The organism is Alicyclobacillus cycloheptanicus (assembly GCF_028751525.1).
Lineage (GTDB): Bacteria > Bacillota > Bacilli > Alicyclobacillales > Alicyclobacillaceae > Alicyclobacillus_L > Alicyclobacillus_L cycloheptanicus.
Genome location: NZ_CP067097.1, coordinates 696,991 through 722,188, shown reverse-complemented (window position 1 = coordinate 722,188; position 25,198 = coordinate 696,991). Strand labels below are relative to the sequence as shown.

The following is a 25,198-nucleotide window of genomic DNA, read 5'->3' as shown; positions in this document are numbered from 1 at the left end:
AGTCTATGTCCACGCCAAGCGCACCGATGGCGACAGAAGCTTTGCAGCAGGCGCTGGTTTCGTTCCGGCGCAAGTTGCACGAACATCCTGAATTAAGTATGGAAGAGTACGAGACGACCAAGGCCATCCGGGCGTTCCTTGAGGAAGCGCACATCGAGGTGCTCGATTATCCGCTGGAGACGGGGGTGCTGGCCATCGTGCGCGGCAAACGGCCGGGGCCGTGCGTCGCGATCCGCGCGGACATTGACGCGCTGCCGATTGTCGAGGAGACCGGCCTGCCGTGGGCATCAAAAGTCCAGGGCAAAATGCATGCCTGCGGGCACGATTTTCACACTGCGGCAGGTCTCGGCGCTGCGGTGCTGGCGAAGCAGGCGGCCGACAGCGAGGCGTCCTTTGCCGGAGACATTCTGTTCGTGTTTCAGCCTGCAGAGGAAGTCGGGCAGGGGGCTGCCAGTATCATTGCCACCGGGGTGTTTGACGACCTTTGCGTCGGCGCCATCATCGGCGAACACAACAACCCATTGCTCGCGTGCGGCAAAATCGGCGTGAAATCAGGTCCGCTTATGGCGAGCGTCGACGAGTTTCGGATTGTCGTGAAGGGGGTCGGCGGTCATGCTGCAATTCCCGAATTAACGGTCGATCCGATTGTGATTGGCTCACACATCGTCAGCGGCTTGCAGCACCTGGTCAGCCGGGTCGTCTCGCCCCACCACAACGCGGTCGTGACCGTGGGCAAATTTCAGGCCGGGACGGCGCGCAATATCATTCCGATGGAGGCTGTCCTTGAGGGCACTGTGCGCACACTGCAGCCAGACGTGCGGGATGTCATCGAACAGCGTCTCTCGCAGTTTGTCAAGCAGACGGCGGAGGCCTTTGGCGGTGACGCCGAGGTGGAGTTTGAACGCGTGCTGCCGGCCGTGATCAACCATGAAAAGACAGCCGACGTCGTGCTGGAGGCCGCGAAGGCGGTTGTTGGCGAAGACAACGTCGTGACGGCGGAGACGACCATGGGCGGCGAAGACTTTTCTGTCTATCAAGAGAAGCTGCCCGGGTGTTTCTTTTGGGTGGGGACTGGGAAACCGCACGGCTGGCACCACCCCTCCTTTGATGTCGACGAGTCCATGATGCACAAGACGAGCGAAATCTTTGTGGCAGCTGCGCTGCGCTGGCTCGCACTGCATCAGGGATGAGGCTTAGATTAGGCGCGGCCCACAGGCGTGAGGATGTGAGCATGCCGGCGCCGCCTGTGCCGCGCGGCGCTGGCATGTAAACGGGAGATGGGGAGAGGTTGGATGGGGCGTCGAAGGTTTTTGTTCGGGGCGTGGGTCGTTTCCCTGATCGCGACCGCGACCAGTTTGTACTGGAGTGACATTCTGGGGTGGCTCCCGTGCGATTTGTGCTGGTATGAGCGCATTTGCATGTACCCGTTGGTTGTGATTTTGGGCATCGGCGTCTTTGCCAGAAAGTCAGATACCTTTCGTATCGCGATCACGTTTCCGATCGTCGGCTTGTTCATCTCGGCGTATCACTACCTGATGCAAATCATGCCTGGCGTGGCCCGGACAGCTTCCTGCAGTTCGGCTGTGCCCTGCCAGATTCCGGATTTCGTCTGGTTTGGCTGGATCACGCCGCCGCTCTTGGCGTTTCTCGGCTTTCTATGTATTGGGGTGTGTTTGGCGCTCTACCGGCGCAGCGCGGCGGCCGCCTCCGTCTACCGGTGAACACGGCGCCGCTGGACGGGGGTCTCAAGGGCGCTGGTGGAGGGACAGGCAGGCGCATTGCTCGATTTCGTTGACATGCTATACTGGCAGGATAGTAGCGGATTGGGGCCGCGACAGGCGAGGGCCTGGGGCGAGGCGGACCTTGGCCTCGGCGAGGCCCTTGGCGAGAACCGTAAGGAAGGTGACTGTCACGATTTACGATTCTGTGTTGGATTTGATTGGCCGTACGCCCGTGGTCAGGCTGAATCGGATTCCGAAGCCAGGCGGCGCGGCGGTGTTCATGAAGCTCGAGTCGTACAACCCGGGAGGAAGCGTGAAGGACCGCCCCGCTCTGCGAATGATCGAACGTGCGGAGCAGGAAGGGCACATTGAGCCGGGGAAGAGCGTGATTATTGAACCGACCTCGGGAAACACCGGGATCGGATTGGCGATGGTGTGCGCCGCGAAAGGTTACCGCTGCATCATCACCATGCCGGAAAACGCGACGGAAGAGCGCATAAAAATCTTGAGGGCGTATGGCGCAAAGGTGCACCTGACGCCGGCGCCGCTGCGCATGCAGGGTTCCATCGACGAAGCGCTGCGACTAGCGGAACAGACGCCGAACAGCTTTATTCCGATGCAGTTTGACAATCCTGCAAATCCGGAGGCGCATCGGGATACGACAGCGATTGAAATTCTGGAAGACTTCCAAGGACGGTTGGATGCCCTGGTGTTGACCGCGGGGACCGGCGGCACGGTGACGGGGACGGGCGAGGTTTTGAAGGAGAAGATTCCAGGAATTCGCATCTACGTTGTCGAGCCGGCCGGTTCACCCGTCCTGGCGGGCGGGAAGCCTGGGCCGCACAAGATCCCCGGCACGGGCCCTGGTTTTATCCCCAAAGTCCTGAATCGGGACATCTATGATGAAATTCTTCATATTACAGATGAGGATGCGCAGACCATGGCACGCCGCCTCGCGGCAGAAGAAGGCTTGCTGGTCGGTGCTTCCGGTGCAGCCTCTGCATATTTCGCGGTCGCCATTGCCGCAGACCTGCCTCCGTCCGCCCGGGTCTTATGCATGGCACCTGATACCGGCGAACGATACCTGTCCTCAGACCTGTTCGGACGGTGACGTGTGCGGTGATTTCCCGGCAGCACGCGTCATAGGCGCGGCTGTCCAGGGGCGGGTGTCTCAAGGAAAGGGCTGTCTCAAGGAAAAGGCTGTCTCAAGGCGGTTGCCGTACCTTCGGTGGCCGCAGGGACAGCCTTCCTTGCACTTTTCGTCTTCCCGCCTTTTCGTCTTCCAGCACTTCGTGCCTGACGAACGTTGCGTGCCTGACGAGTCCACGCGGTGCGTGTGTCAGGTGGTCATGCGGTGATACCGGCGTGCGAGGATACGCAGGCTTTCCAAACCGTAAATCAGCAGCGCAGCGCCAATGAACAGCCAGAGATGCCACAGCGCGTGCAACATCGGGATCCGGTCGAGGATGCTGTCCAGCCCCGGATAGAACCCAACCACCAGCAGAACGGCGCCGAGATACGCGGACAAGGTTGCCTTGCGGGTGCTCCGCTTCATGAACTCACCCCGCTCTCTTCTTCAACATGCTGCACAGCGCTTGGCTGATGCAGCCACCAGGATGTCTGTAAACCAGTGAATCCGCCCGCGATAATGTAGAGTCCATGAATCAGGTAGTGGTGGACGGAGGTCGCGTCCGCCCAGGTCTGAACGGATGGCCAGGACGCGAACAGGATACAGACAGCCGCCAGAACCAGTGTTGACGGAATCTGCTTCATTGAATCTTTCCTCCTTTTTCAATGCCTTTTGAAGGCTGGCCGAGTCACAACTGGCCGAGGCAATGCTGGTTGAGGCAGGTCCACCCCATTGCGCCAGATGCGAGCGATTTGGCCCGATGCCAGCGCACCCAGCTGACTCCGGTCGGACTGATAGCCTCATGATCGTTATCGCCAACGCGAAAAAAATATAAACTTCCAATTACGTCAAAAGAGAGAATGAGTTGAAATTCGGGGATGGCTGGCGCTCTGGCGGCGATCGGGCGCGGCTTGGTTGTCCGGGACGGCGGGTCGGGCCACGCCTTGGCGGCGCTAAGGCGGGAAAGGCGCCGTATGGGGCGTCGCCGCGGCCGTCTCAGGCGGCGTTAAGGCAGGAAAGGCGCCGTATGGGTCGCCGCCGCGGGCACCCGAGGTGGCGTTAAGGCAGGAAAGGCGCCGTATGGGTCGCCGCGGCGGGCACCCCAGGTGGCGTTAAGGCAGGAAAGGCGCCGTATGCGGCGCCGCGGCGGGCACCCGAGGTGGCGTTAAGGCAGGAAAGGCGCCGTATGGGGCGCCGCGGCGGGCACCCGAGGTGGCGTTAAGGCAGGAAAGGCGCCGTATGGGGCGCCGCGGCGGGCACCCGAGGTGGCGTTAAGGCAGGAAAGGCGCCGTATGCGGCGCCGCGGCGGGCACCCGAGGTGGCGTTAAGGCAGGAAAGGCGCCGTATGGGGCGCCGCCCCAGCCCCAGCCCCGCCCCCGCCCCGCCTCGGCCGCAAGACCCAATTCCCGCCTCGTGCCTCCGTCCGACGCCCGTCTCATGTGGCGGGGTGGCGGAAGCGGCCAATCACTTCGGTGGTGCTGAGGACGGTGATGAACACGTTCGGATCAATTTCGGTGGCCAGGAGCCGCAATTCGCCGATTTCCAGTTGGGTCAAGGCGCAAATCAGCATGCCGAGTTCGTGTTTGGTGTAGGCGCCGGAAGCGTTGACGAAGGTTGCGCCTCTGCCCAGTTCGTGGAAGATTCGATCAGCGATTTCCTCCGCTTTCGAACTGACGATGAGCGCCGTCTTGCGCTGCTGATAGTTCATCAGGGAGTTCATCACGCGCGCGCTCACAAACATGGCGACCAGGGTGTACATGCCTGCTTCGACGCCGAACACGGTGGCGGATAACGCAACCACCACCACATTCATCGCGAACGACAGACTGCCAATGCTTCTTCCCGTTTTTCGGTTGAACACCAGGCTGACAATGTCCGTGCCCCCCGTGGAGCCGCCGATGCGGAAAATGATTCCGGATGAAATTCCCGATAGAACGCCGCCGTACAGGCTGATGAGCAGTGGATCTCCCTTGGCGATGAAATGAATATGGATAAAATCGGTGAACACAGAAAACCCGATGATGGCCACGCCGGTGAGGACGATGAACCGGCGCCCCAAGTAGCGATACCCCAAAATGAACAAAGGAATATTGAACAGGAAGTACCAAGTCCCGATGCCAATCTTTGTGAAGTGCTGCATGATCTGGGCCAAACCGGTGATCCCGCCCGACAGGATGTGGGCCGGGATGAGGAAATTGTTTAAGGCGATGGCGCCGATAAAATCACCAATCAGCAGTAAAATAATGCGAACCGTCAGCGAGCGGAACGGATGCAGCCGCCCGTCCAGCCAGTGCGACAAACTAAGCCGTTCGGAATTCATGGGGTACGCCCCCGCCTCCCTTAACCTAAAATGGGATTGGCCTCACTCGGTTCATGATCACGATTTTCTCATGAACGCACTCCCCTATTTTACCGTTGTTCTGCCCAGAGACAAGCGCGCTGGCGCGCATAGTCTGCGTGTCCACGTCTGCTGGCGTACCCAGTTCTGTACAGAGACAAGCGCGCTGACGCGCCCGTGAGACGCTGTGCGATGGATGGCTGGTAACTTGCGTCAAACCGTGCGGAAGTCAATCGAATCTGTTATAGTGAATTATGCGCTTAATTTCTTGGTTGCCAGGAAAGCGGAGGAACCACGCATTTGGGGCAAATTCTCTGTTGTGAGGACGGGCCACTCGACGGCCCGAGCCCGTCAGCTAACTTCGCCAGCGTAGGTCGAGGGTTTGTGGATCAACTTCTTGTCTATTTTTCCTCAATTGTATCCGCATAGACCACATTGCAAGCCCTCGAAGTTCACATCGAGGTTTTTTTGCGTCCAAATTGGGTTTGCCAATTCGGTGCCAGCTGGCCGCATGATCCCGATATCACTTCCACTACGCGGCGAAGGACGTCGTGCGTTGAGGCCAAGGGCGACGTCTGCTCACAAGTCCTAACGGTTCCCAATCGCGAAGCGCTGCATCAACGTGCGCGGATCCACATCGATCCGTCGACGGACAAAGGAGGCGTACAGAACGTCAGACAACCACATTACACAATAGGCGGTGGGGCAGCTTGGATGCGCTTATTCAGTTGAAAGGTGTTACAAAAATCTTTGGCGGTCGGCCCGAAACAGTCCGTACCATGCTGCAGCAAGGTGCCGACAAAGACGAGATCCGGCGCAAAACCGGTGCCACGGTTGGCGTCAACAACGTCACCCTGGACATCATGCCGGGGGAATTGTTTGTCATCATGGGGCTGTCGGGGAGCGGGAAGTCGACACTGCTTCGCTGCGTGAATCGACTGATTGAACCCACCTTCGGCAGCATTGTGATTGACGGTCAGGACGTCACCCGCCTGGACAAGGAAGGTTTGCTGAGATTTCGTCGGGAAAAGACCGCGATGGTGTTTCAGAAGTTTGCCCTGTTTCCCCACCGAACGGTCGAGCAGAACGTGGCATTTGGACTCGAACTGCAAAATGTGCCACAGCAGAAGCGCCTTGAGATTGCGAGAGAAAAACTGGCGCTGGTCGGGCTCGACGAGTGGGGCAGCCACTACCCGCAGCAACTGAGCGGCGGCATGCAGCAGCGTGTCGGTCTTGCGCGGGCCCTGGCGAACGACCCGGACATCCTGATGATGGACGAAGCGTTCAGCGCGCTTGACCCGTTGATTCGGGATGATATGCAGGACGAACTGCTGAATCTCCAACAGAAGTTGCACAAAACCATTTTGTTCATTACGCACGACCTGAATGAGGCGCTGAAACTCGGCGACCGAATCGCGTTGATGAAGGATGGCAGCGTGGTGCAGGTCGGAACGCCGGAAGAAATCATTACGAATCCTGCCAATGAGTACGTCGAACGGTTTCTGAAGGGGGTCGACGTAACCAAGGTCTTGGTAGCGGCCGATGTGATGAAGCGCCCAAGCCCGGTTTTGCGCTTGCAAGAAGGGCCAACGGTGGCCCTGCGCAGGCTGCGTGATGCAGGGCTGTCCAGTGGATTTGTCGTCGATGAGGGGCGGCTGTGTGGGCTGATTACGGTTGACAGCCTCAGCAAACTGGCCGCAGAAAAGAAGAGAACACTGGCCGATGGTCCGTTTGAAGATGTCGTGACCGTGGCAATGGACACGCCCCTGGACGAACTCGTGAACGCCATCGTGACAACGCGCTACCCGCTTGCTGTGCTCGATGAGCAAAAGGCCCTTCGCGGTCTGGTCATGAAGAGTTCCATCCTCGAGGCGATGGCGACCCAGGGAGGCGAATCACATGCTTCCTAAGATACCGCTCGCCAATTGGATCAACGATTTTGTCAATTGGATTACCAAGGTCCTCGGACCTGTCCTGATGGACATCTCGAAATTCGTGGAGCACGTGATGAACGCCATCACCGCTGGCGTGCTGTGGGTGCCTTGGTGGCTGGTCATTCTCCTCATCGCCGCGATTGGCTACCTGTCCGGCAAGTGGAAGCTGGCCGTCGGTACCGCCATCGGGCTTGTGTTTGTGTACGACTTGCAGTTGTGGAACGACCTCATCAATACGCTGGTGATGGTGGTTGTCTCCGCGGCGATTTCGCTTGTCATTGGCATTCCGATTGGCATCGCGGCGGCAAGACGTGCCGGCCTCTACAGAGTCATCTCGCCGATCCTTGACCTGATGCAGACGATGCCGCCGTTCGTATATCTGGTGCCGGTGCTGCTCTTGTTCAGCGTCGGCACGGTACCGGCGATTTTGGCTACCATCGTGTTTGCGATGCCGCCGTCGATTCGCTTGACCCGGCTCGGGATTTTGCAGGTTCCGGAAGACCTGGTCGAGGCGGCGGAGGCGTTTGGCGCAACCGACCGGCAGTTGCTGTGGAAGGTGCAGATTCCGCTGGCCATGCCCAGCATCAAGGCAGGGGTCAACCAAACCCTGATGCTGGCCCTGTCGATGGTCGTGATCGCTTCGATGGTCGGTGCGGGCGGACTGGGCGCCGATGTGATGCAGGCGCTCGAAACGTTGAACGTCGGCACAGGGGTGGAAGCCGGACTGGCGATTGTCATCCTGGCGGTCGTGCTGGACCGCATTTCGCAAGGCTTTGGCAAGGACTATCTCAACAAATAACCAGGGGGGGATTTACAGATGATGTCAAACACAAAGAAAACGTTGATTGGACTCACGAGCGCGGTTGTCGTTGCGGCGCTGGTCGCTGGATGCGGCACGACCGGCAACTCGACCAGTAATGGTACAGGCAACCAGGCTGGCACGCAGTCCACGAGCGGCAGCAAAGACATCACGCTCGGCATGATTAACTGGAGCGAGGATGTGGCGGTTACCTACCTCTGGCAGGATATCCTCAAAAGCAAGGGCTACAACGTCACTATCAAGGAATTCTCTGACCCCGGCCCGATGTACACCGGTCTGGCGGACAACAGCCTCAACGTCTACCTCGATACTTGGCTTCCGATTACACATCAGCAGTATATCGACAAGTTCGGCTCGGACTACGTGGACCTCGGCAAATGGTATCAGGGCTCGACGACAGAGGGCTTCGTGGTACCGGATTACGTGTACAAGCAGGGCATTCACACGATTTCCGACCTGGAGTCGCACGCCTCCCTGTTTGGCGGCCAAATTGTCGGCATTGAAGCAGGCGCCGGTGAGACGGGACTCGCCCAGAAGGCCATACAAGAATACGGCCTCACCAACATGAAATTGGTGACGAGTTCGACTGCGGCGATGCTCAGCCAGTTGAAAACCGACTACGCGCAGAAAAAACCCGTCGTGGTCACGCTGTGGAGTCCGCACTGGGCGTTTACGGCGTACAAACTCGACTATTTGTCTGACCCCAAGCACGCCTTTGGCCAAGCCGGCTGGATTCAGACGGAGGCCAACAAGCAGTGGGCGAGCAGCAACCCGACGGTGGCAGGATGGCTGAAAAACTTTAAGATGACGCCCGACCAGCTCGGCACCCTGGAACAGGACATCAACAAGGATTCTGCAAATCCGGACCAAGGTGTACAGGAATGGATGCAGGCCAACCAGTCTCTGATTAACAGTTGGCTGAAGTAGCGTTCAGAACCTGAGAAGACCGTGAAGGCCTAGGGAAGCAGGTACATTCTTCGAAATCGGCCGCGGTAGTTGGTGCGAGATTCGTTCGAAGCACGTACAAGCTTGTTGGAGCTGGCGGTACACGGAGCGGTGCTGCAGCGCTGCACACCACAACGGTGTACACATCAATGCAGATCGATCCGCGCGCGCGTACGATGGCAGGTACGCGCTGCGCGGATTTTCGCGTTCCGTGCCGCCCGGGGGTTGTCAAGGGCGGCCGGCCGCGAACCTGCGCCCTCCGCCCTCGTGCCCCAAGTCGATTCGTAGCGTATAATGAGGCCAAGAACAGCGCGCACAGCGAAGCGCTTGTTGTGCGGCTCGACGGGCTGAACAAGTCAGAAAGAAAGAGGCGTTTGGGTGAGTACAAAACACGAGCAGATTCTTGAATACATCGCTTCGCTGGCCGTGGGCAGCCGGATTTCCGTCCGGGGTGTGGCGCGTGAACTGCAGGTCAGCGAAGGAACCGCATACCGTGCCATCAAAGAGGCCGAGATGCAGGGGCTGGTCAGCTCGATGGACCGCATCGGGACCGTTCGCATTGAGCGTCCGCAAAAGAAAAACATTGAACGGCTGACGTTCGCGGAAGTCGTCAACATTGTCGAGGGGACGGTACTCGGCGGCCGTGACGGACTGCATAAGACCCTGAATAAATTCGTGATTGGTGCCATGCGGCTGGAGGCCATCGCACGGTATATCGATCCCGGCAGTCTCATGATTGTCGGCAACCGCGAGCAGGTCCAGCGGCTGTCGCTCGAACACGGTGCGGCCGTGCTCATCACCGGTGGTTTCCAGGCATCCGACGACATTGTGCGCCTCGCCAACGAGCGGGAACTGCCCATCATCTCGTGTTCGTATGACACGTTTACGACGGCCACCCTTATTAACCGAGCCATTTACGACCGGCTCATCAAAAAAGACATTCTGTTTGTGGAAGACATTGTCGGCCATCAGGAGCTGGCCGTTTTGCAGCGCGGGCAGCGCGTCAAGGACTACTACCACCTCGTCGAGGAAACCGGTCACGCCCGGCTGCCGGTTGTTGACGATCACGACCGGCTGGTCGGCGTCGTCACCGCACGCGACATCGCGGAGGCGGACCCAGAGGACAGCATCGAACTGTACATGGCCAAACAGCCGTACACAGTGACCATGAAGACGACGGTCGCATCAGCTGCGCACCGCATGGTGTGGGAAGGCATTGAAATGCTGCCCGTGGTCCAAAACCGCAAACTTGTCGGCGTACTCAGCCGTCAGGATGTCATCAAGGCCCTGCAGCTGATGAATCGCCAGCCGCAGGTAGGGGAAACCATTTCGGACAACGTGCTGCGCGGCTTTGAGGAAGTGGTCGGAGAAGACGGGTCCTTGGCTTTGATTGGGGATGTGACGCCGCAGATGACAGGTTCCGTGGGGACGCTGGCGCCTGGGTCGCTCATCACCCTGATTGAACACAGCGCGATTCTTTGCCTGCGGCGCAACCGCAGTGTCGATATGGTGGTTGAAAATCTGACCTTGTACTTCCTGAAACCCGTCTCTGTCGATTCGCGCATCGAGGTGCGCGCCCGCATTCTCGACTTCGGCCGGCGTTTTGCCAAGGTCGACGTCGAAGCGTACGATGGCGGGGAGCGGGCGGCCAAGGCGCTGTTGACGACGCAAGTGTTGGAGAGGTGACGGTGGTGGGACAGTTTGTGCACCTGCACGTCCACACCGAATACTCCCTGCGGGAAGGCGCCTTGCGCATCGCGGACTGCGTGCGTACCGCGGCCGATTTGGGCATGCCTGCCGTAGCCATCACCGACACCAACGCGATGTACGGCGTGGTCTCGTTTTACAAGGCGGCCAAGGCGGTCCACATCAAGCCCATCATCGGCGTCCAGTTGTCCGTCGGACGCGATGCCGATCACGACCTCCTTCGCGAGGGCCGGCCTGGAGGTCCCTTGATTGACCGCGCCGTGCTCCTGGCCGAAAACTGGACAGGCTATCAACACCTGGTGCAGTTGGTGACCCTGGCGCATACGCGAGAGCGCCAGCCGTTCGTGACGTTCGGCGAGCTCGGCGAGCGGGCAAACGGGATCATCGCGCTGGTCGGCGGCGGGGAGTCGGCTGCGCTGAAGTGCTTCTCGTCGGGGGAGACGGAGGAGGCCGAGGCATGGCTGCGCGCCTGGCAGCAAGTGGTCCCTGCCACGCATCTCTATGTCGATGTGCAGGACCACAATGTACCGGACGAGCGCCGCGGCCTGCCCAGTCTCATTCGCTGGGCGCGCGGGGCATCTGTGCCGTTGGCCGCAACCAATGACGTCCATTACCTGCGCCGGGAGGATGCGGACATCCAGCGCGTGCTCGCGCAGCTGGAGTCCAATCACAGCGGCCGGCTTTTGCCAGGTGACCGCTACGAGTTCGCGAGCGCAGAAGAAATGGAGCGGCGGTTTGCCAAACTGCAGGAGGCCGTCGACAACACCGTCGTGATCGCACAGCGGTGCAACGTCGAACTGCCGATCGGGCAGACGCTGCTGCCGAAGTATCCCACGCCTTCCGGGGAAGACGCGGCCGTTGTGCTGCGGCGCGCGGCGGAGGCGGGGGTGCGCCGGCGGTACGGGACACCCTCGCCGCAGGTGCTGGAGCGCCTCAATTACGAACTGGACATCATCGAGCGGCTGGGCTTTGCCGATTACTTCCTGGTCGTAGCCGACTTCATCCGGTTTGCGCATAAGAACGGCATCTCGACGGGGCCGGGCCGCGGTTCGGCAGCCAGCAGCATCGTGGCCTACGCGTTGAAAATCACGGACGTTGACCCGATTGCCAACCGCCTGTTGTTTGAGCGGTTTCTGAATCCTGAGCGGGTGACCTGGCCGGACATCGACACGGACTTCGAGTACGAGCGGCGCATCGAGGCCATTCACTACGTGGTGGAACGGTACGGGCGGGACCGCGTGGCGCAAATTGGCACCTTTGGCACCCTCGCGGCGCGCGCTGCGATTCGCGATGCGGGCCGTGTGCTGCAAGTGGCGCCGAAGCTGGTGGACCAGATGGCCAAGCTGATTCCCGGGCACCCGGGCGTGACGCTGCAGCAGGCGCGGGAGGAAGTCGGCGCGATCCGCGACTTGCTCGCCGCCAACGAGCACGCGCAGAGCCTGTGGGAGACTGCGGTGGCGCTCGAAGGGTTTCCGCGGCATACGTCCGTGCATGCGGCAGGGGTGGTGATTTCGCCGATTCCGCTGGACAACCTGGTTCCCGTCCAGCCTGGAGCGGACGGGACGCCAGTGACCCAGTTCCCGATGGCCGATGTGGAAGCTGTCGGGCTGATGAAAATGGATTTCCTGGGGCTGCGGACGTTGACACTGCTTGACCGCTGCGTCGCGAGCATTCAGCGGCGCACCGGGCAGCCCTTCAACTGGAAGGCGGTGCCGATGGATGACCCGGCCACCTTCGCCATGTTGGCCCGGGGCGAAACGGATGGGTGCTTTCAGCTGGAGTCGCCTGGGATGCGCAGGGTGCTGCGCGATTTGAAGCCGTCGGGCTTTGAGGACATGGTCGCCGTCGTTGCCTTGTACCGCCCAGGACCCATGGAAAACATTCCGACGTTTATTGCGGCGCGGCACGGGCGCACGCCCGTCCACTACCCCCACCCCGATTTGGAGCCGATTCTGCAGGACACGTACGGGGTCATTGTGTACCAGGAGCAAATCATGCAAATCGCGAGCCTCATGGCCGGCTTTTCCCTGGGACAAGCGGATTTGCTGCGGCGCGCCGTCAGCAAGAAGAAGCGGGACGTGCTGGAGGCGGAGCGGACGCGCTTTGTCGACGGCTGCATGGCGCGCGGGTACGAAGAGGCAGTCGCCAACGAGGTGTACGACCTCATTGTTCGCTTCGCGGATTATGGGTTCCCCCGTTCGCATGCGGCAGCATATGCTGTGTTGGCATACCGGACAGCTTACCTGCGCGCCAATCACCTCACCGATTTTTTGGCGGCCCTGCTGTCGATGGCCATCGGTGCGAACGACAAGATTACCTTGTACACCCGGGACGCGAGACAGCACGGCATTCAGGTACTGCCGCCGTGCGTGGCGCAAAGCGGGGCGTATTATGAGGCGGAGAGCGACACGGTGATTCGCACGGGGCTTTTGTCCGTGCGAAATGTGGGACGAGGCGCCGTGGAGGCCATCCTGCAGGCGAAGCGCGAGCGGCCGTTTGCGTCTTTGGTCGACTTCCTCGAGCGGGTGAACAACCGCGCGTGTAACCGCAAGGCGGTTGAGAGTTTGCTTGAAGCCGGGGCGTTTGCGCGGTTTCTGCCAGACGGTGCGAGCGGCGAGGTGGCCCTGCAATTGCTCAATCAGGCGTACGCCGCAGTGGAAGAGCGCGCGAAGGGCGTGCAAGGCGGCCTGAACCTTACCTTCGGCGACGAGCCGGACGCTGCGTTGTATATCCGCTGCGCGTCTGTCACGAGACCGCTCGTCGCACACATTCAATCGCTGCTTCGCACATACCCTGGTGAGGTCCGCGTTGCGCTGTACGACGAAGCGAAGCGGCGTGTCCGGTTGCTGGAGCCGAAGTGGACCGTGACGGTCACCCCAGAGCTCATCGGCGCGCTGGAGGAGCTGGTCGGCATTGGCAATGCGCGAATCGGACGCATCCCGTCGGGATCGGCCGGTGGGCGACGATGAAGGAGAGAACAGCCATGTTTCATGAAGTGATTGAGCAGCTGCAAAAGCGCGGTGTCACGGTGGACGACATCGCCGCCATCGTGCATAACCTGCAGCTGCCCTATTACCCGGAGCTGGAAATGGAAGAGTGCCGTACCAGCATCTTGCACGTTCTGGAGAAGCGGGAGGTGCAGCACGCAGTGCTCACCGGCATCGCGCTGGATGAACTGGCGGAGCGCAAGCTTCTGCCGCAGCCGCTCCAGCGAATCATGGAGGCGGATGAACCGTTGTATGGACCGGACGAGATTCTCGCACTGGCCATCACCAATGTGTACGGCACCATCGGCCTCACCAACTTCGGTTACCTGGACAAAGCCAAGCCAGGCGTGATTGGAAAATTGAATAACCACGAACAGGAGATTCACGTCTTTCTGGACGACTTGGTAGCCGGCATCGCGGCCGCGGCGGCTGCCCGCATCGCGCACAGCAGAGCGGTGACATCCTACGATCCCGACGCATAACTTGCCCCGCGCGCTCGGTCAGCCCTCAGGGGCCTCGTGATCGGCAGGTAATTTGTGTTTTGACCCTGTTCTCAACAACCTCTATAATGATTCTCAATGAGAACCGGTATCCTCTGGCAAGGGAGTTGGGGACCAGTGTCGCTGCGGGACGAGGCACTCGAGCTGCACCGGCAGCATGAAGGCAAGCTGGCGGTACAGCCGAAAGTGGAAGTGGCGGGCGCGCATGACCTGAGCCTGGCGTATTCGCCCGGCGTTGCGGAACCTTGCAAGGAAATCCACCTGGACGAAGCCAAGGCGTACGACTATACGTTCAAGGGCAACACCGTCGGCGTGGTCACGAACGGCACCGCTGTACTCGGACTCGGCAACATTGGGGCCGCTGCCGCATTGCCAGTGATGGAAGGCAAAGCGGTTTTGTTCAAGGCCTTCGCCGGCGTGGACGCGTTTCCCATCTGCCTGAACACGGAAGACCCGGAAGAGGTCATCCGTACCGTGAAACTGCTGGAACCACAGTTTGGCGGCATCAATCTGGAGGATATCGCAGCACCCGCGTGCTTCGAAATCGAAGAGCGGTTGAAGCGGGAAACGAACATTCCCGTGTTCCATGATGACCAGCACGGAACCGCGATTGTGACGCTGGCGGGTTTGCTGAACGCACTGAAAGTGGTCGGAAAGAACATGCACGACATTCGCGTGGTCGCGAACGGCGCCGGGGCAGCTGGAATTGCCACGGTGAAGTTGCTGCTGTCCGCGGGGGTGCGCGATGTCATTATGTGCGACACCAAGGGAGCGATTTACGAGGGCCGTGTGGAAGGGATGAACGGCGTCAAGCAGCTCATCGCGCGAAACACGAACCGTGAACACAAGCGCGGGTCGCTGGCCGAAGTCATCGAAGGGGCGGACGTGTTTGTCGGTGTGTCTGTCGCGGGTGCGCTGACGCCGGCGATGATTCAATCGATGAACGCGGATGCCATCATCTTTGCGATGGCCAATCCTGACCCTGAAATCCACCCGGAAGAAGCGCTCGCGGTAGGGGCGCGGGTGGTCGGGACAGGGCGCTCCGACTATCCGAATCAGATCAACAACGTGCTGGCCTTCCCGGGCATTTTCCGAGGCGCACTGGATACGCATGCGACGAGCATTACGGAAGATATGAAAGTTGCGGCAGCGGAGGCAATCGCTTCGCTGGTGTCCGACCATGAACTCCGCCCTGACTATATTATCCCACGCCCGTTCGATCCGCGCGTGGCGCCTGCTGTTGCCGCAGCTGTCGCCAAAGCGGCGATGGAGGGCGGCGTTGCGCGGCGGCAGGTGAATCCGCAGCAAATTGCGGAGCGCACCCGGACCATGGCGCGTATTCGCTAAGCGTGCCGTTCGAATTGGTCAGGCGTGACCACAGGCCACCGACCCATTACGGACAACCTCTAGGTATAGGAGAGAGTCCACATGTGGACCGTCATTTACATCGCGCAATCTGCCAAGCTTGCCGAACGAATCCAGGAACGGTTGATGAACGAAGGCTTCCTGGTCAAGGTTCGGCAGGCGCATGTTGCCAAGCAGCAGTTTGAGATTCTGGTGCCGGAAGCGGAATTGGACGAAGTGCAGGAAGTGCTGAATGACGTGCTTCACACTTCGTATGACTAACCAGAGATGCCGAACTGGCCGATCTCTGACGAGGTGACACAGTGCTTAAGGAGCTGTTCCAAAAGAAACGTCACTACGCAACGCTTGGACAACCGCAGACGACCCCTGTCGCAGCCGACAATATTCCCAAGGGGTTGGTTGACAAGTGCAAAGCGTGCGGCGCGTTACTGATTGCAAGAGAATTGCAGAAGCATTTATATACATGCCCTCATTGTGGTTATCATTTTTCTGTTGACGCCCACGCACGGATTGCGATGACGTTGGACGAAGGCAGTTTTGTTGAGTACGACGCGGGTTTGACATCGGTCGACCCGCTTCAGTTTCCTGGCTACCTCGCGAAGGTGAAAAAGGCGCAGGATGACACGGGCTTGGCCGAAGGCGCTGTGACCGGCGAAGGTACCTTGGCTGGGCATCCGGTCGTCATTGGCGTCATGGACGCGCGGTTTATCATGGGGAGCATGGGCGCGGCGGTTGGGGAAAAGTTGACGCGGGCCATGGAGCGTGCGTTGGAAAAGCGCATTCCGATGCTGCTGTTCACTGCCTCAGGCGGGGCCCGGATGCAGGAGGGCGTCCTGTCCCTGATGCAAATGGCGAAGACCAGTGTCGCGCTGGAACGTCTTCATGAAGAAGGCGTCTTGTTCGTGTCCATTATCACCAACCCGACCACCGGCGGCGTGAGCGCGAGCTTTGCCAGCCTTGGCGACATCATCTTGGCCGAGCCTGGTGCGCTGTTCGGTTTTGCTGGCCGGCGTGTGATTGAACAGACGATTCGCCAGAAGCTGCCGGACGACTTCCAAACGGCCGAGTTTATGCTGCAGCACGGTATGGTCGACAAGGTGGTCGCGCGCAAGGACATGCGAGAGACCCTTGCCGTGATTTTGCGTGTCCACGCGTCGAGGGGGTGGGCACGTGGCGAATGAACTTGACTTTGAGCGGCCGCTTCTCGAACTTCGCGCGAAAATCGCGGAACTCCAGAATTTCATGAAGCAGAGCGGCGTCGATTTGACCGGAGAGGTCGCCAAACTTCAGGAGCGGCTGGACGAACTCTCCAAAAGTCTGTATCAGGAGCTCACGCCATGGCAGCGGGTGCAGTTAGCGCGCCAGCCCGGCAGACCGACGACGCTGGAGTATATCGAGGGGATTTGCGAGGAGTTCGTTGAACTGCATGGCGATCGCACCTTTCGCGACGATCCAGCCATCGTCGGCGGCATTGGCCTCGTCGGAGGGCGGCCCGTCACCATCATTGGTCATCAAAAGGGCCGTGATACCAAGGAGAACATTTACCGCAATTTCGGTATGGCGCATCCGGACGGGTACCGTAAAGCGTTACGGCTCATGAAGCAGGCGGAGAAGTTCGGCCGCCCGGTCATTCTATTTATCGATACCGCAGGGGCTTATCCGGGCATGTCTGCCGAAGAACGCGGCCAGAGTGAAGCGATTGCGCGAAACTTGAGGGAAATGGCGGGGCTTCGGACGCCAACCATTTCTTTCATCACCGGTGAAGGCGGCAGCGGCGGCGCGCTTGGCCTGGGTGTCACCGACCGAATCTTCATTTTGCAGTATGCGTGGTATTCCGTCATTGCACCGGAATCGGCAGCGGCCATTCTGTGGAAGGACAGCACCCAGGGGCCGCGGGCGGCGGAGACGATGAAGATCAGCGCACAGGACTTATACGCACTTGGCATTGCGGATGACGTCATTGAAGAACCGCTCGGCGGGGCACAAAAAGACCCGAAGCGGATGATTGAAATCGTTCGTCGAAAAGCTGTGGAAACTTTGGACGAATTGGCGCAGCTGCCTATTGCCGATCTGCTGTCGGCGAGGTACGATAAGTACAGGGATATGGGAACTTTTACTGAACGGTAGTAAGGTTCTCAGAGTTGCTATACATCGGGGTGCCTGCTTCGGCAGGCATGTCTTTCGGTTCGATCGGGACGTGTTTTGTCCATGCGGGACAAAACACGAAATCGAATGGACGCAGTCATGGATGCGCAGGATGTAGGGCGTGGGAAACCGGCGTCTGGAAGGAAGTGCGGACATGCGCAAAATTGCAGTGTTGACGAGCGGCGGTGACGCACCGGGGATGAATGCGGCGGTACGGGCCGTGGTGCGGACAGGGATTTACCACGGGTTGGAAGTCTTCGGCATTCCAAGAGGCTACCAGGGACTGCTCAACGGGACACTCACGCCCATGAGCCTCGGGTCGGTTGCCGACATCATTCAACGCGGCGGCACCATTTTGTATACGGCCCGATGCGAGGAATTCAAGTCTGAACAAGGACAGCAGCGAGGGCTGGAGGTGCTGCGCGAGAACGGCATCGAGGGCCTGGTAGTGATTGGCGGCGATGGGTCGTTCCGGGGCGCTGAGCGACTGGCCAAGCTCGGAATGCCGACGATTGGCGTGCCAGCGACGATTGACAACGATATCGCCTGCTGTGACTTGACGATTGGGTTTGATACGGCCGTCCAGACGGCGATTGAAGCGATTGATAAAATTCGGGACACAGCGACCTCCCATGACCGAACCTTTGTGGTGGAAGTGATGGGGCGACACGCGGGCGACATTGCACTGCACGTCGGGCTGGCGGGTGGCGCTGAATCCATCCTCATCCCCGAAGTACCCTTCAATCTCGAAACCGTCATCCACAAGCTGGAACGCGGCGTGGCGCGCGGGAAGAAGCATTCCATCATTGTGGTGGCAGAGGGAGCCGGCCGCGGAATGGAGATCGGCAAGTACCTGCAGGAGCACACAGGGCTCGACGTGCGCGTCACGGTCTTGGGTCATATTCAGCGCGGCGGTCCGCCGACGGCGCGCGACCGGGTGTTGGCCAGCCAGCTGGGCGCGTTCGCTGTCGAGTTGCTTTTAGCCGGTGAGGGCGGCAAAATGGCAGGGAGACAGGACGGACGCCTGTGCGCTGTCGACTTTGAAACGGTGTTTCATACGCCGAGGAAACCGGATGGATATCTGTTTGACTTGGCCGACAAGCTGTCGATTTAGTGACAGAAGGAGTGGAAGGATGAGACGTACCAAGATTGTGTGTACGATTGGACCTGCGAGCGAAACCCCCGAGGTCCTGCGTCAGCTCATTGAGGCCGGGCTGGATGTTGCACGGCTCAATTTTTCGCACGGAACCTATGACGAACATGCAGCCCGAATTCGAGCCATACGCGAGGCTGCGGCAGCCGTCGGCAAGCACGTCGGCATCATGCTGGATATCAAAGGGCCGAAGATTCGCACGGGTAAGATTGAGGGCGGTGAGGCCATCCTCGAGGACGGCGCGCACATCATTCTCACCACCGAGCCGTTGGAATACGGTACGGCCGAACGTGTCTCCATTTCCTACGAAGGATTGGTGGAGGACGTCTATCCAGGCGCGCCCATTCGCATCGATGACGGTCTGATTGGCCTGGAAGTAGAGGAAGTCCGGGGGCAGGACATCCACTGCCGGGTGACCAACGGCGGTGTGCTGAAAGACCGCAAGGGCATCAACGTGCCGGGCGTGACCCTTCGCATCCCCGGTGTCACCGAGAAAGACGAGGCGGACATTCGCTTCGGCATTGAACAGGGCGTTGACTTCATCGCGGCGTCGTTTGTCCGCAAGGCCGCCGATGTGCTGGAAGTGCGGCGGATTCTCGAGGAAGGCGGCTATCACGCGGACATCATCGCGAAGATTGAGACCCAGGAGGGGCTCAACCGGCTGGAAGAAATCCTGGAAGTGGCCGATGGCATGATGGTGGCGCGCGGTGATTTAGGCGTCGAGATCGCGACCGAAGAAGTTCCGCTCGCGCAGAAGCGGATGATTTCCCTATGCAACCAGGCGGGGAAGCCGGTCATCACGGCGACCCAGATGCTGGACTCGATGCAGCGCAACCCGCGCCCTACACGTGCGGAAGCCAGCGACGTCGCGAACGCCATTTTTGACGGCACGGATGCCATCATGCTCAGCGGCGAGACGGCTGCCGGGCGTTACCCAGTAGAGTCGGTCAAAATGATGGCGCAAATTGCGGAGCGTGCAGAGCGTGCGCTGCTCACAGCGGAAGTGCCGGGGCGTCACGGTACCGTCGTCGAAAAGACGGTGACGGACGTGATTGGGCATGCCGTCCAGACGATGGCGGCCGATCTCGGCGTCAGCGCGATTTTGACCGCGACCACGTCCGGGCATACGGCCCGCATGATTGCCAAACACCGCCCCTCCACGTTCGTTGTGGCGGCCACACCGCTTCCGGAGGTGGCTCGACGCCTGACCGTGTCTTGGGGCGTGTATCCGGTCATCGTGCCCCAGGCGCGAACGACCGACGAAGTGCTCGAGACGACCGTGTCCGGCGCACTGGATGCGGGCTATGTCAAGCACGGCGACCTGGTGTTTATTGTCGCGGGGGTCCCGGTCGGTCAGCGGGGCACGACCAATCTCATCAAAGTCCACACGATTGGTGATGTGCTGGCCCGCGGCACGGGGATTGGGCAGGCGGCTGTCAGTGGACGAGCTGTTGTCGCCATCGCGACTGACGACATCCTGGCGCGCGTGCAGGCGGGCGACATCCTGGTGACGGTTGGCACCGACAAGGACGTGGTCCCTGCCATGGAGCGCGCGGCTGGCATCGTCGTGGAAGAAGGCGGGCTCACCTCGCACACGGCGGTGGTCGGGCTGACGCTCGGGAAGCCTGTGATTGTCGGGGTCGCTGACGCATGCAAGGTCATCGCGGACGGCAGCATCATTACGGTGGACCCGCAGCGCGGTCTGGTCTACCGCGGCCGGGCACAGGTGCTGTAAGGCTGGAAAATTTGTCCTCCAGGCCGGCGCCGCTGCACAAGCTGTATCTGCAGTCATAGGGTAGAACAGCCATCGGGTTTTGTCCCTGCGGCTGCTTCTCTCCTCCGCAGGGCGGCCCAATTTGCGGCGCCCTGGAGGTGAAGCGCATGCTGAGTATCATCGCTTCGCACACGGCGATGTTGATTGCTTTGTGGGTCGTCCTCATTCTCATTGGTCTGACCATCGTCGTACGGCTGCTCCTCGGACTTCGGAGTTCAACGGCGGTGGCTGACTTGGCGACGGCCGTCACGCGCCCGCTCCTGGTTGACGTCCTGCCCATGCTCATCGTATCGTGGCTGACGACCATCGACCCAACACACGTCCTCATTCTCATTTGGTATTACGTCATCGCGGTCGTCATTAGCGTTCGTCAACTGCTGGAACTCGGCAATATCGTTCGGAAGTAGCTGTCATCACGCATCGAAACAGGGGCTGGTCATGACGATTGGCCCCTGTTCGACTTGCAGATTGACCCTGGAGCGTTTACCATAAATACAAGATTGTACGATGGAGCCCTTCTGCAGCGCAGCAGGGGAGAACGCCCGAAGTGGAAGGTGAAGCGGGATGAACAGCTTCCTGGGTCAATTCATCGGTGCGGCGATTGTGGCAATCGTTGGGTTTCTTCTTGTTCTGCAGCAAACCGCGTGGGTTCAGTTTATCGGCATCGTTCTGATGGTCATCGCCGTCGGCATGGGGCTGATTGGTGACCTGCGCGCAGCAGCGACGCGTGAATAGGACGCGTCATTCGACAGACGCATCTTGTGACAACGACCGTGAAGGGAACAAGTACATGTCGAATGGCCTTGCAGAGAGTCAGGGACGGGTGGAATCCTGACAGGTACACGATATGGAATGGGTCCTGGAGTTGATCGGCTGAAGAATGGACGATACGCGGTGTGTGATGTGACGACTTGGATTGCGTCAACTGCGTGATGCGTTCATTTGTGTAGGCTGGGTCCGCATGCCTGCGTTACCGGCAGACCGAGAGCGGCGCCGTCGTCGAAGCGCCGAACATGGGTGGTACCGCGGAATCAATCCGTCCCATATGGGGCGGATTTTTTGCGTTGCCGCCAAGAGAACAGAAAGCACATGGCCCCATCCGGGCCGAAAGCAAAAAGGAGCAGACGCAGATGAAACGAGTGTTTTCCGGAATTCAGCCGAGCGGCACCATGACCATTGGCAACTACCTCGGGGCGATGAAGAACTTCGTCAAGTTGCAGGATGAGGCCGAGTGTTACTTTTGCGTGGTGGACCTGCACGCCATCACGGTGCCGCAAGACCCCGCAACCCTGCACCAGAACACGTTGAACCTGGCGGCGCTGTACCTTGCGGCAGGGATTGACCCGGCCAAGGCGACCCTGTTTGTCCAGTCTCACGTGCCGGCACACGCAGAACTCGGCTGGATTTTGCAGTGCATCGCGTACTATGGCGAACTGGGCCGGATGACCCAGTTCAAGGACAAGTCCGCGCACAAGGAGGTCGTCACGGCCGGGCTGTTCACCTACCCGGCGTTGATGGCGGCCGACATTCTGCTCTACCAGGCGGACCTCGTGCCCGTCGGGGAAGACCAAAAGCAGCACCTCGAACTCACCCGTGATGTCGCGGAACGGTTCAATAAGCGGTTTGGCGAGACATTCACCATTCCGGACCCGTACATCCCGAAGATTGGCGGCCGCATCATGAGTTTGGAGGATCCGTCCAGGAAGATGAGCAAAAGCGACGAGAGCGCCGGGGCATACATCTCGATGCTCGACGAGCCGGACGTGATCCGCAAGAAGATTTCCCGTGCTGTCACGGATTCGGAGCGCGAGGTGCGGTTTGACGAGGAGCGCAAGCCCGCCATCAGCAATCTGCTGACGATTTATGCGCTGTGTGCCGACAAGACGGTGGACGAAATTGCGGCCCAGTACCAAGGTCAGGGCTATGGTCCGTTCAAGAAGGACTTGGCCGAAGTGGTCGTGGCCGCCTTGGAACCCATCCAAGAGCGGTATCGAGCGCTGTTGTCGTCCGGGGAACTGCAAACCATCCTCCGGCAGGGGGCAGAGCGCGCCGCTGCCTCCGCGGCACCGACCCTCGCGGCGGTCAAAGAGAAGCTGGGCTTCCTGGTGTGACCCAGGCGCGGCCTGTTTTGTTTGCTCCAATGGATTGTGGTATGATTTTGGATGGCGTTTAAGCAAGGCGTTTGAGCGTCGCTTGATGCCGGACCGTGCACACGAGGGCGTGTCCGTAAAGGTCACAGGCAGATGCATTTGCCCCCCTTCGGACAGCTTCTGCAAGGGTGATGGGTGCGGCATGCATACGTACATAGAGGGAGGCAGTTTTTATGGCGCAATTCCAGCATTATGATCCTCCGAAGAGCGGTGAGCCAATTACACTGCAAAACGGAAAGTTGCATGTTCCCGACCAACCAATCGTCCCGTTCATTGAAGGCGATGGCACAGGCCCGGACATTTGGGCGGCATCCGTGCGCGTTTTTGACGCAGCCGTGGAAAAGGTATACGGCGGCAAGCGCCGCATTCATTGGTATGAAGTCTACGCAGGTGAGAAGGCGTATCACAAGTACCAAAGCTGGCTTCCTGAGGACACCCTGACCGCTCTTACTGAATACATCGTCAGCATCAAAGGGCCTTTGACCACGCCGGTTGGCGGCGGGATTCGCAGCCTGAACGTTGCACTGCGCCAGGAACTCGACCTGTACGTGTGTCAGCGTCCAGTGCGCTACTTCGATGGCGTTCCTTCCCCGGTGAAACACCCTGAACTCGTCGATATGGTCATCTTCCGCGAAAACTCCGAGGATATCTACGCAGGGGTGGAATGGGCCGAAGGGACTCCGGAAGTGAAGAAAGTGGTCGAATTCCTGAAGAATGAAATGGGCGTGAAGAAAATCCGCTTCCCGGAGACGTCGGGCATCGGCATCAAACCGGTCTCCAAAGAGGGAACGGACCGTCTCGTTCGCGCCGCGATTGAATACGCACTGAAGCACAAGCGCAAGAGTGTCACGCTGGTGCACAAAGGCAACATCATGAAGTTTACGGAGGGTGCCTTCAAGAACTGGGGGTACGAACTCGCAGAACGAGAATATCGAGACAAGGTATTTACCTGGACCGAATATGATCGTATCAAAGAAGAAAAGGGCCAGGATGCAGCGGACGCAGCTCAGAAGGCGGCTGTTGCAGAGGGCAAAATCATCGTCAAGGACGTCATCGCGGACGCCTTCCTGCAGCAGATTCTCACGCGGCCTGCGGAATACGACGTGATCGCGACGATGAACCTGAACGGTGACTACATTTCCGACGCCTTGGCAGCGCAAGTCGGCGGAATCGGCATCGCGCCTGGCGCCAACATCAACTATGTGACGGGCCACGCGGTGTTTGAAGCCACGCACGGCACAGCGCCGAAGTATGCGGGGCTTGACAAGGTGAATCCAGGGTCCGTGATTTTGTCTGGCGTGATGATGCTGGAGTATATGGGATGGCAAGAAGCGGCAGACTCTATCACGAGTGCGCTGGAAAAGACCATTTCGCAGAAAACGGTGACGTACGACTTCGCCCGTCTGATGGAGGGTGCGAAGGAAGTCAAGACCTCACAGTTCGCGGACGCGATTATCGCCAACCTGTAAGTGCTTGATGGCCGCTCGCCGGTACAAAGGAAGTTGACTCTGGGTGTCGTCCGGGCAAGGAATGGTGGTCCGGGCGATGCCCATCATTCCTATCAAGGGGAGGACAAAGCATGCTGAAGCGCAGAAAGATTTCTGTCATTGGGGCTGGATTCACGGGAGCTACCACGGCATTCATGCTGGCGCAGCGTGAACTCGGGGACATTGTTCTCGTCGACATCCCGCAGCTTGAGAACCCAACCAAAGGCAAGGCGCTTGATATGGCCGAGGCCATGCCGGTCGTTGGATCAGACGTGCATGTCATCGGGACGGCGAGCTACGAGGACACGGCCAATTCCGATCTGGTCATTATCACCGCTGGCGTGGCACGCAAGCCAGGCATGAGCCGGGACGATTTGGTCAACACGAATGCGGGCATCGTCCGCTCCGTGACCGAACAGGTCGTCAAGTTTTCCCCGAACACCATCATCATCGTGCTGAGCAACCCGGTGGACGCGATGACCTACGTCGCCTACAAGACCTCCGGATTCCCGAAAGAACGCGTCATTGGTCAGGCAGGGGTGCTGGACACCGCCCGTTTCAACACCTTCGTGGCGGAAGAACTGAGTGTCTCCGTGGAGGATGTGTCCGGGTTCGTGCTTGGCGTGCACGGCGATGACATGGTTCCGCTCGTTCGTTACTCGTATGTCGGCGGCATCCCATTGGAAAAACTCCTGCCGAAGAGCCGCATTGATGAGATTGTGCAGCGGACTCGCACGGGCGGCGGCGAAATTGTGAATCTGCTCGGCAACGGCAGTGCCTACTATGCGCCGGCGGCGTCGTTGACCCAAATGGCGGAAGCCATCCTCAAGGACAAACGGCGCGTGCTGCCAGCCATTGCGTACCTGCAGGGCGAGTACGGGTACAACGATTTGTTCCTTGGGGTGCCGACCATTTTGGGCGGGCACGGCATTGAGAAAATCATCGAGATTGACCTCCTGCCAGAAGAAAAAGAGGCACTTGACAAGTCCGCGCAGTCTGTGAGAAATGTGATTCAGGTCGTGACGGCAGCGCGCTGATTGACT

General features: G+C 59.6%; 23 protein-coding genes, 1 riboswitch and 1 other annotated feature. Of the genes, 20 read left to right on the top strand and 3 right to left on the bottom strand.

Annotated elements, in window-relative coordinates; all coding sequences use genetic code 11:
* Positions 1 to 26: 26 nt before the first annotated feature.
* From JI721_RS03350 to cysK, 3 genes are all read left to right on the top strand, one after another.
* On the top strand, positions 27 to 1,190 hold the full coding sequence (locus JI721_RS03350) for a M20 metallopeptidase family protein (protein WP_407654090.1): 1,164 nt from the start codon (positions 27 to 29) through the stop codon (positions 1,188 to 1,190).
* 102 nt (positions 1,191 to 1,292) lie between these two features.
* The gene (locus JI721_RS03345; protein ID WP_274456670.1) at positions 1,293 to 1,721 is read left to right on the top strand and encodes a disulfide bond formation protein B; all 429 of its coding nucleotides are present in this window, start codon (positions 1,293 to 1,295) and stop codon (positions 1,719 to 1,721) included.
* A 160-nt stretch (positions 1,722 to 1,881) separates the two neighbouring features.
* Positions 1,882 to 2,832 (top strand): cysteine synthase A, encoded by a 951-nt coding sequence (cysK, locus tag JI721_RS03340; protein WP_274456669.1) that lies wholly within the window; start codon positions 1,882 to 1,884, stop codon positions 2,830 to 2,832.
* A gap of 228 nt (positions 2,833 to 3,060) precedes the next feature.
* Here the strand turns inward: cysK and JI721_RS03335 are convergent, their stop codons facing one another.
* The 3 genes from JI721_RS03335 to JI721_RS03325 form a co-directional block, all read right to left on the bottom strand.
* The gene (locus tag JI721_RS03335; RefSeq protein ID WP_274456668.1) at positions 3,061 to 3,276 is read right to left on the bottom strand and encodes a hypothetical protein; all 216 of its coding nucleotides are present in this window, start codon (positions 3,274 to 3,276) and stop codon (positions 3,061 to 3,063) included.
* Positions 3,273 to 3,494 (bottom strand): hypothetical protein, encoded by a 222-nt coding sequence (locus tag JI721_RS03330; RefSeq protein ID WP_274456667.1) that lies wholly within the window; start codon positions 3,492 to 3,494, stop codon positions 3,273 to 3,275. The genes JI721_RS03335 and JI721_RS03330 overlap by 4 nt, the downstream gene beginning before the upstream one ends.
* Before the next feature lie 791 nt (positions 3,495 to 4,285).
* Positions 4,286 to 5,170, bottom strand: a complete 885-nt coding sequence (locus JI721_RS03325; protein WP_274456666.1) for a YitT family protein — start codon at positions 5,168 to 5,170, stop codon at positions 4,286 to 4,288.
* A 265-nt stretch (positions 5,171 to 5,435) separates the two neighbouring features.
* Positions 5,436 to 5,574, top strand: a riboswitch (cyclic di-AMP (ydaO/yuaA leader).
* A 393-nt stretch (positions 5,575 to 5,967) separates the two neighbouring features.
* Here JI721_RS03325 and JI721_RS03320 point away from each other — a divergent pair.
* The 17 genes from JI721_RS03320 to mdh all read left to right on the top strand — a co-directional run bounded on the left by JI721_RS03320 (position 5,968) and on the right by mdh (position 25,192).
* Entirely contained in the window at positions 5,968 to 7,098 is a 1,131-nt protein-coding gene (locus tag JI721_RS03320) for a quaternary amine ABC transporter ATP-binding protein (protein WP_274457632.1), read from the top strand.
* Complete coding sequence (locus tag JI721_RS03315) at positions 7,088 to 7,921, top strand: ABC transporter permease (RefSeq protein ID WP_274456665.1); 834 nt, start codon at positions 7,088 to 7,090, stop codon at positions 7,919 to 7,921. The genes JI721_RS03320 and JI721_RS03315 overlap by 11 nt, the downstream gene beginning before the upstream one ends.
* Positions 7,922 to 7,942: 21 nt before the next feature.
* Positions 7,943 to 8,869: a glycine betaine ABC transporter substrate-binding protein gene (locus tag JI721_RS03310; RefSeq protein ID WP_274456664.1), complete on the top strand. Its 927-nt coding sequence runs from the start codon at positions 7,943 to 7,945 to the stop codon at positions 8,867 to 8,869.
* 396 nt (positions 8,870 to 9,265) lie between these two features.
* The gene (locus tag JI721_RS03305; protein ID WP_274456663.1) at positions 9,266 to 10,573 is read left to right on the top strand and encodes a DRTGG domain-containing protein; all 1,308 of its coding nucleotides are present in this window, start codon (positions 9,266 to 9,268) and stop codon (positions 10,571 to 10,573) included.
* Positions 10,574 to 10,578: 5 nt separating this feature from the next.
* Positions 10,579 to 13,563, top strand: coding sequence for a DNA polymerase III subunit alpha (gene dnaE, locus JI721_RS03300; RefSeq protein ID WP_274456662.1), 2,985 nt, complete (start codon positions 10,579 to 10,581; stop codon positions 13,561 to 13,563).
* Positions 13,564 to 13,577: 14 nt separating this feature from the next.
* A complete protein-coding gene (locus tag JI721_RS03295; RefSeq protein ID WP_274456660.1) occupies positions 13,578 to 14,063 on the top strand; it encodes a phosphatidylglycerophosphatase A family protein in 486 nt (161 codons plus the stop codon).
* A 135-nt stretch (positions 14,064 to 14,198) separates the two neighbouring features.
* A complete protein-coding gene (ystJ, locus tag JI721_RS03290; RefSeq protein ID WP_274456659.1) occupies positions 14,199 to 15,428 on the top strand; it encodes an NADP-dependent malic enzyme in 1,230 nt (409 codons plus the stop codon).
* Between the two features lie 81 nt (positions 15,429 to 15,509).
* Positions 15,510 to 15,707, top strand: coding sequence for a glutamate decarboxylase (locus JI721_RS03285; protein ID WP_274456658.1), 198 nt, complete (start codon positions 15,510 to 15,512; stop codon positions 15,705 to 15,707).
* Positions 15,708 to 15,748: 41 nt separating this feature from the next.
* Positions 15,749 to 16,627 (top strand): acetyl-CoA carboxylase, carboxyltransferase subunit beta, encoded by an 879-nt coding sequence (accD, locus tag JI721_RS03280; RefSeq protein WP_274456657.1) that lies wholly within the window; start codon positions 15,749 to 15,751, stop codon positions 16,625 to 16,627.
* Complete coding sequence (locus JI721_RS03275; RefSeq protein ID WP_274456656.1) at positions 16,617 to 17,573, top strand: acetyl-CoA carboxylase carboxyltransferase subunit alpha; 957 nt, start codon at positions 16,617 to 16,619, stop codon at positions 17,571 to 17,573. Before accD ends, JI721_RS03275 begins: the two co-directional genes overlap by 11 nt.
* Before the next feature lie 172 nt (positions 17,574 to 17,745).
* The gene (gene pfkA / locus JI721_RS03270; RefSeq protein ID WP_274456655.1) at positions 17,746 to 18,705 is read left to right on the top strand and encodes a 6-phosphofructokinase; all 960 of its coding nucleotides are present in this window, start codon (positions 17,746 to 17,748) and stop codon (positions 18,703 to 18,705) included.
* A gap of 19 nt (positions 18,706 to 18,724) precedes the next feature.
* Positions 18,725 to 20,479 (top strand): pyruvate kinase, encoded by a 1,755-nt coding sequence (gene pyk / locus JI721_RS03265; protein ID WP_274456654.1) that lies wholly within the window; start codon positions 18,725 to 18,727, stop codon positions 20,477 to 20,479.
* Positions 20,480 to 20,625: 146 nt separating this feature from the next.
* Entirely contained in the window at positions 20,626 to 20,925 is a 300-nt protein-coding gene (locus JI721_RS03260) for a hypothetical protein (protein WP_274456653.1), read from the top strand.
* A 157-nt stretch (positions 20,926 to 21,082) separates the two neighbouring features.
* Positions 21,083 to 21,253 carry a hypothetical protein gene (locus tag JI721_RS03255; protein ID WP_274456652.1) on the top strand — a complete coding sequence of 57 codons (171 nt, stop codon included), beginning with the start codon at positions 21,083 to 21,085 and terminating at the stop codon, positions 21,251 to 21,253.
* A gap of 29 nt (positions 21,254 to 21,282) precedes the next feature.
* Positions 21,283 to 21,565 (top strand) — a binding site (T-box leader).
* Between the two features lie 83 nt (positions 21,566 to 21,648).
* A complete protein-coding gene (gene trpS / locus JI721_RS03250; protein ID WP_274456651.1) occupies positions 21,649 to 22,629 on the top strand; it encodes a tryptophan--tRNA ligase in 981 nt (326 codons plus the stop codon).
* Between the two features lie 212 nt (positions 22,630 to 22,841).
* Complete coding sequence (icd, locus tag JI721_RS03245; RefSeq protein WP_274456650.1) at positions 22,842 to 24,137, top strand: NADP-dependent isocitrate dehydrogenase; 1,296 nt, start codon at positions 22,842 to 22,844, stop codon at positions 24,135 to 24,137.
* Positions 24,138 to 24,247: 110 nt separating this feature from the next.
* On the top strand, positions 24,248 to 25,192 hold the full coding sequence (gene mdh, locus JI721_RS03240) for a malate dehydrogenase (RefSeq protein ID WP_274456649.1): 945 nt from the start codon (positions 24,248 to 24,250) through the stop codon (positions 25,190 to 25,192).
* Positions 25,193 to 25,198: the final 6 nt, after the last annotated feature.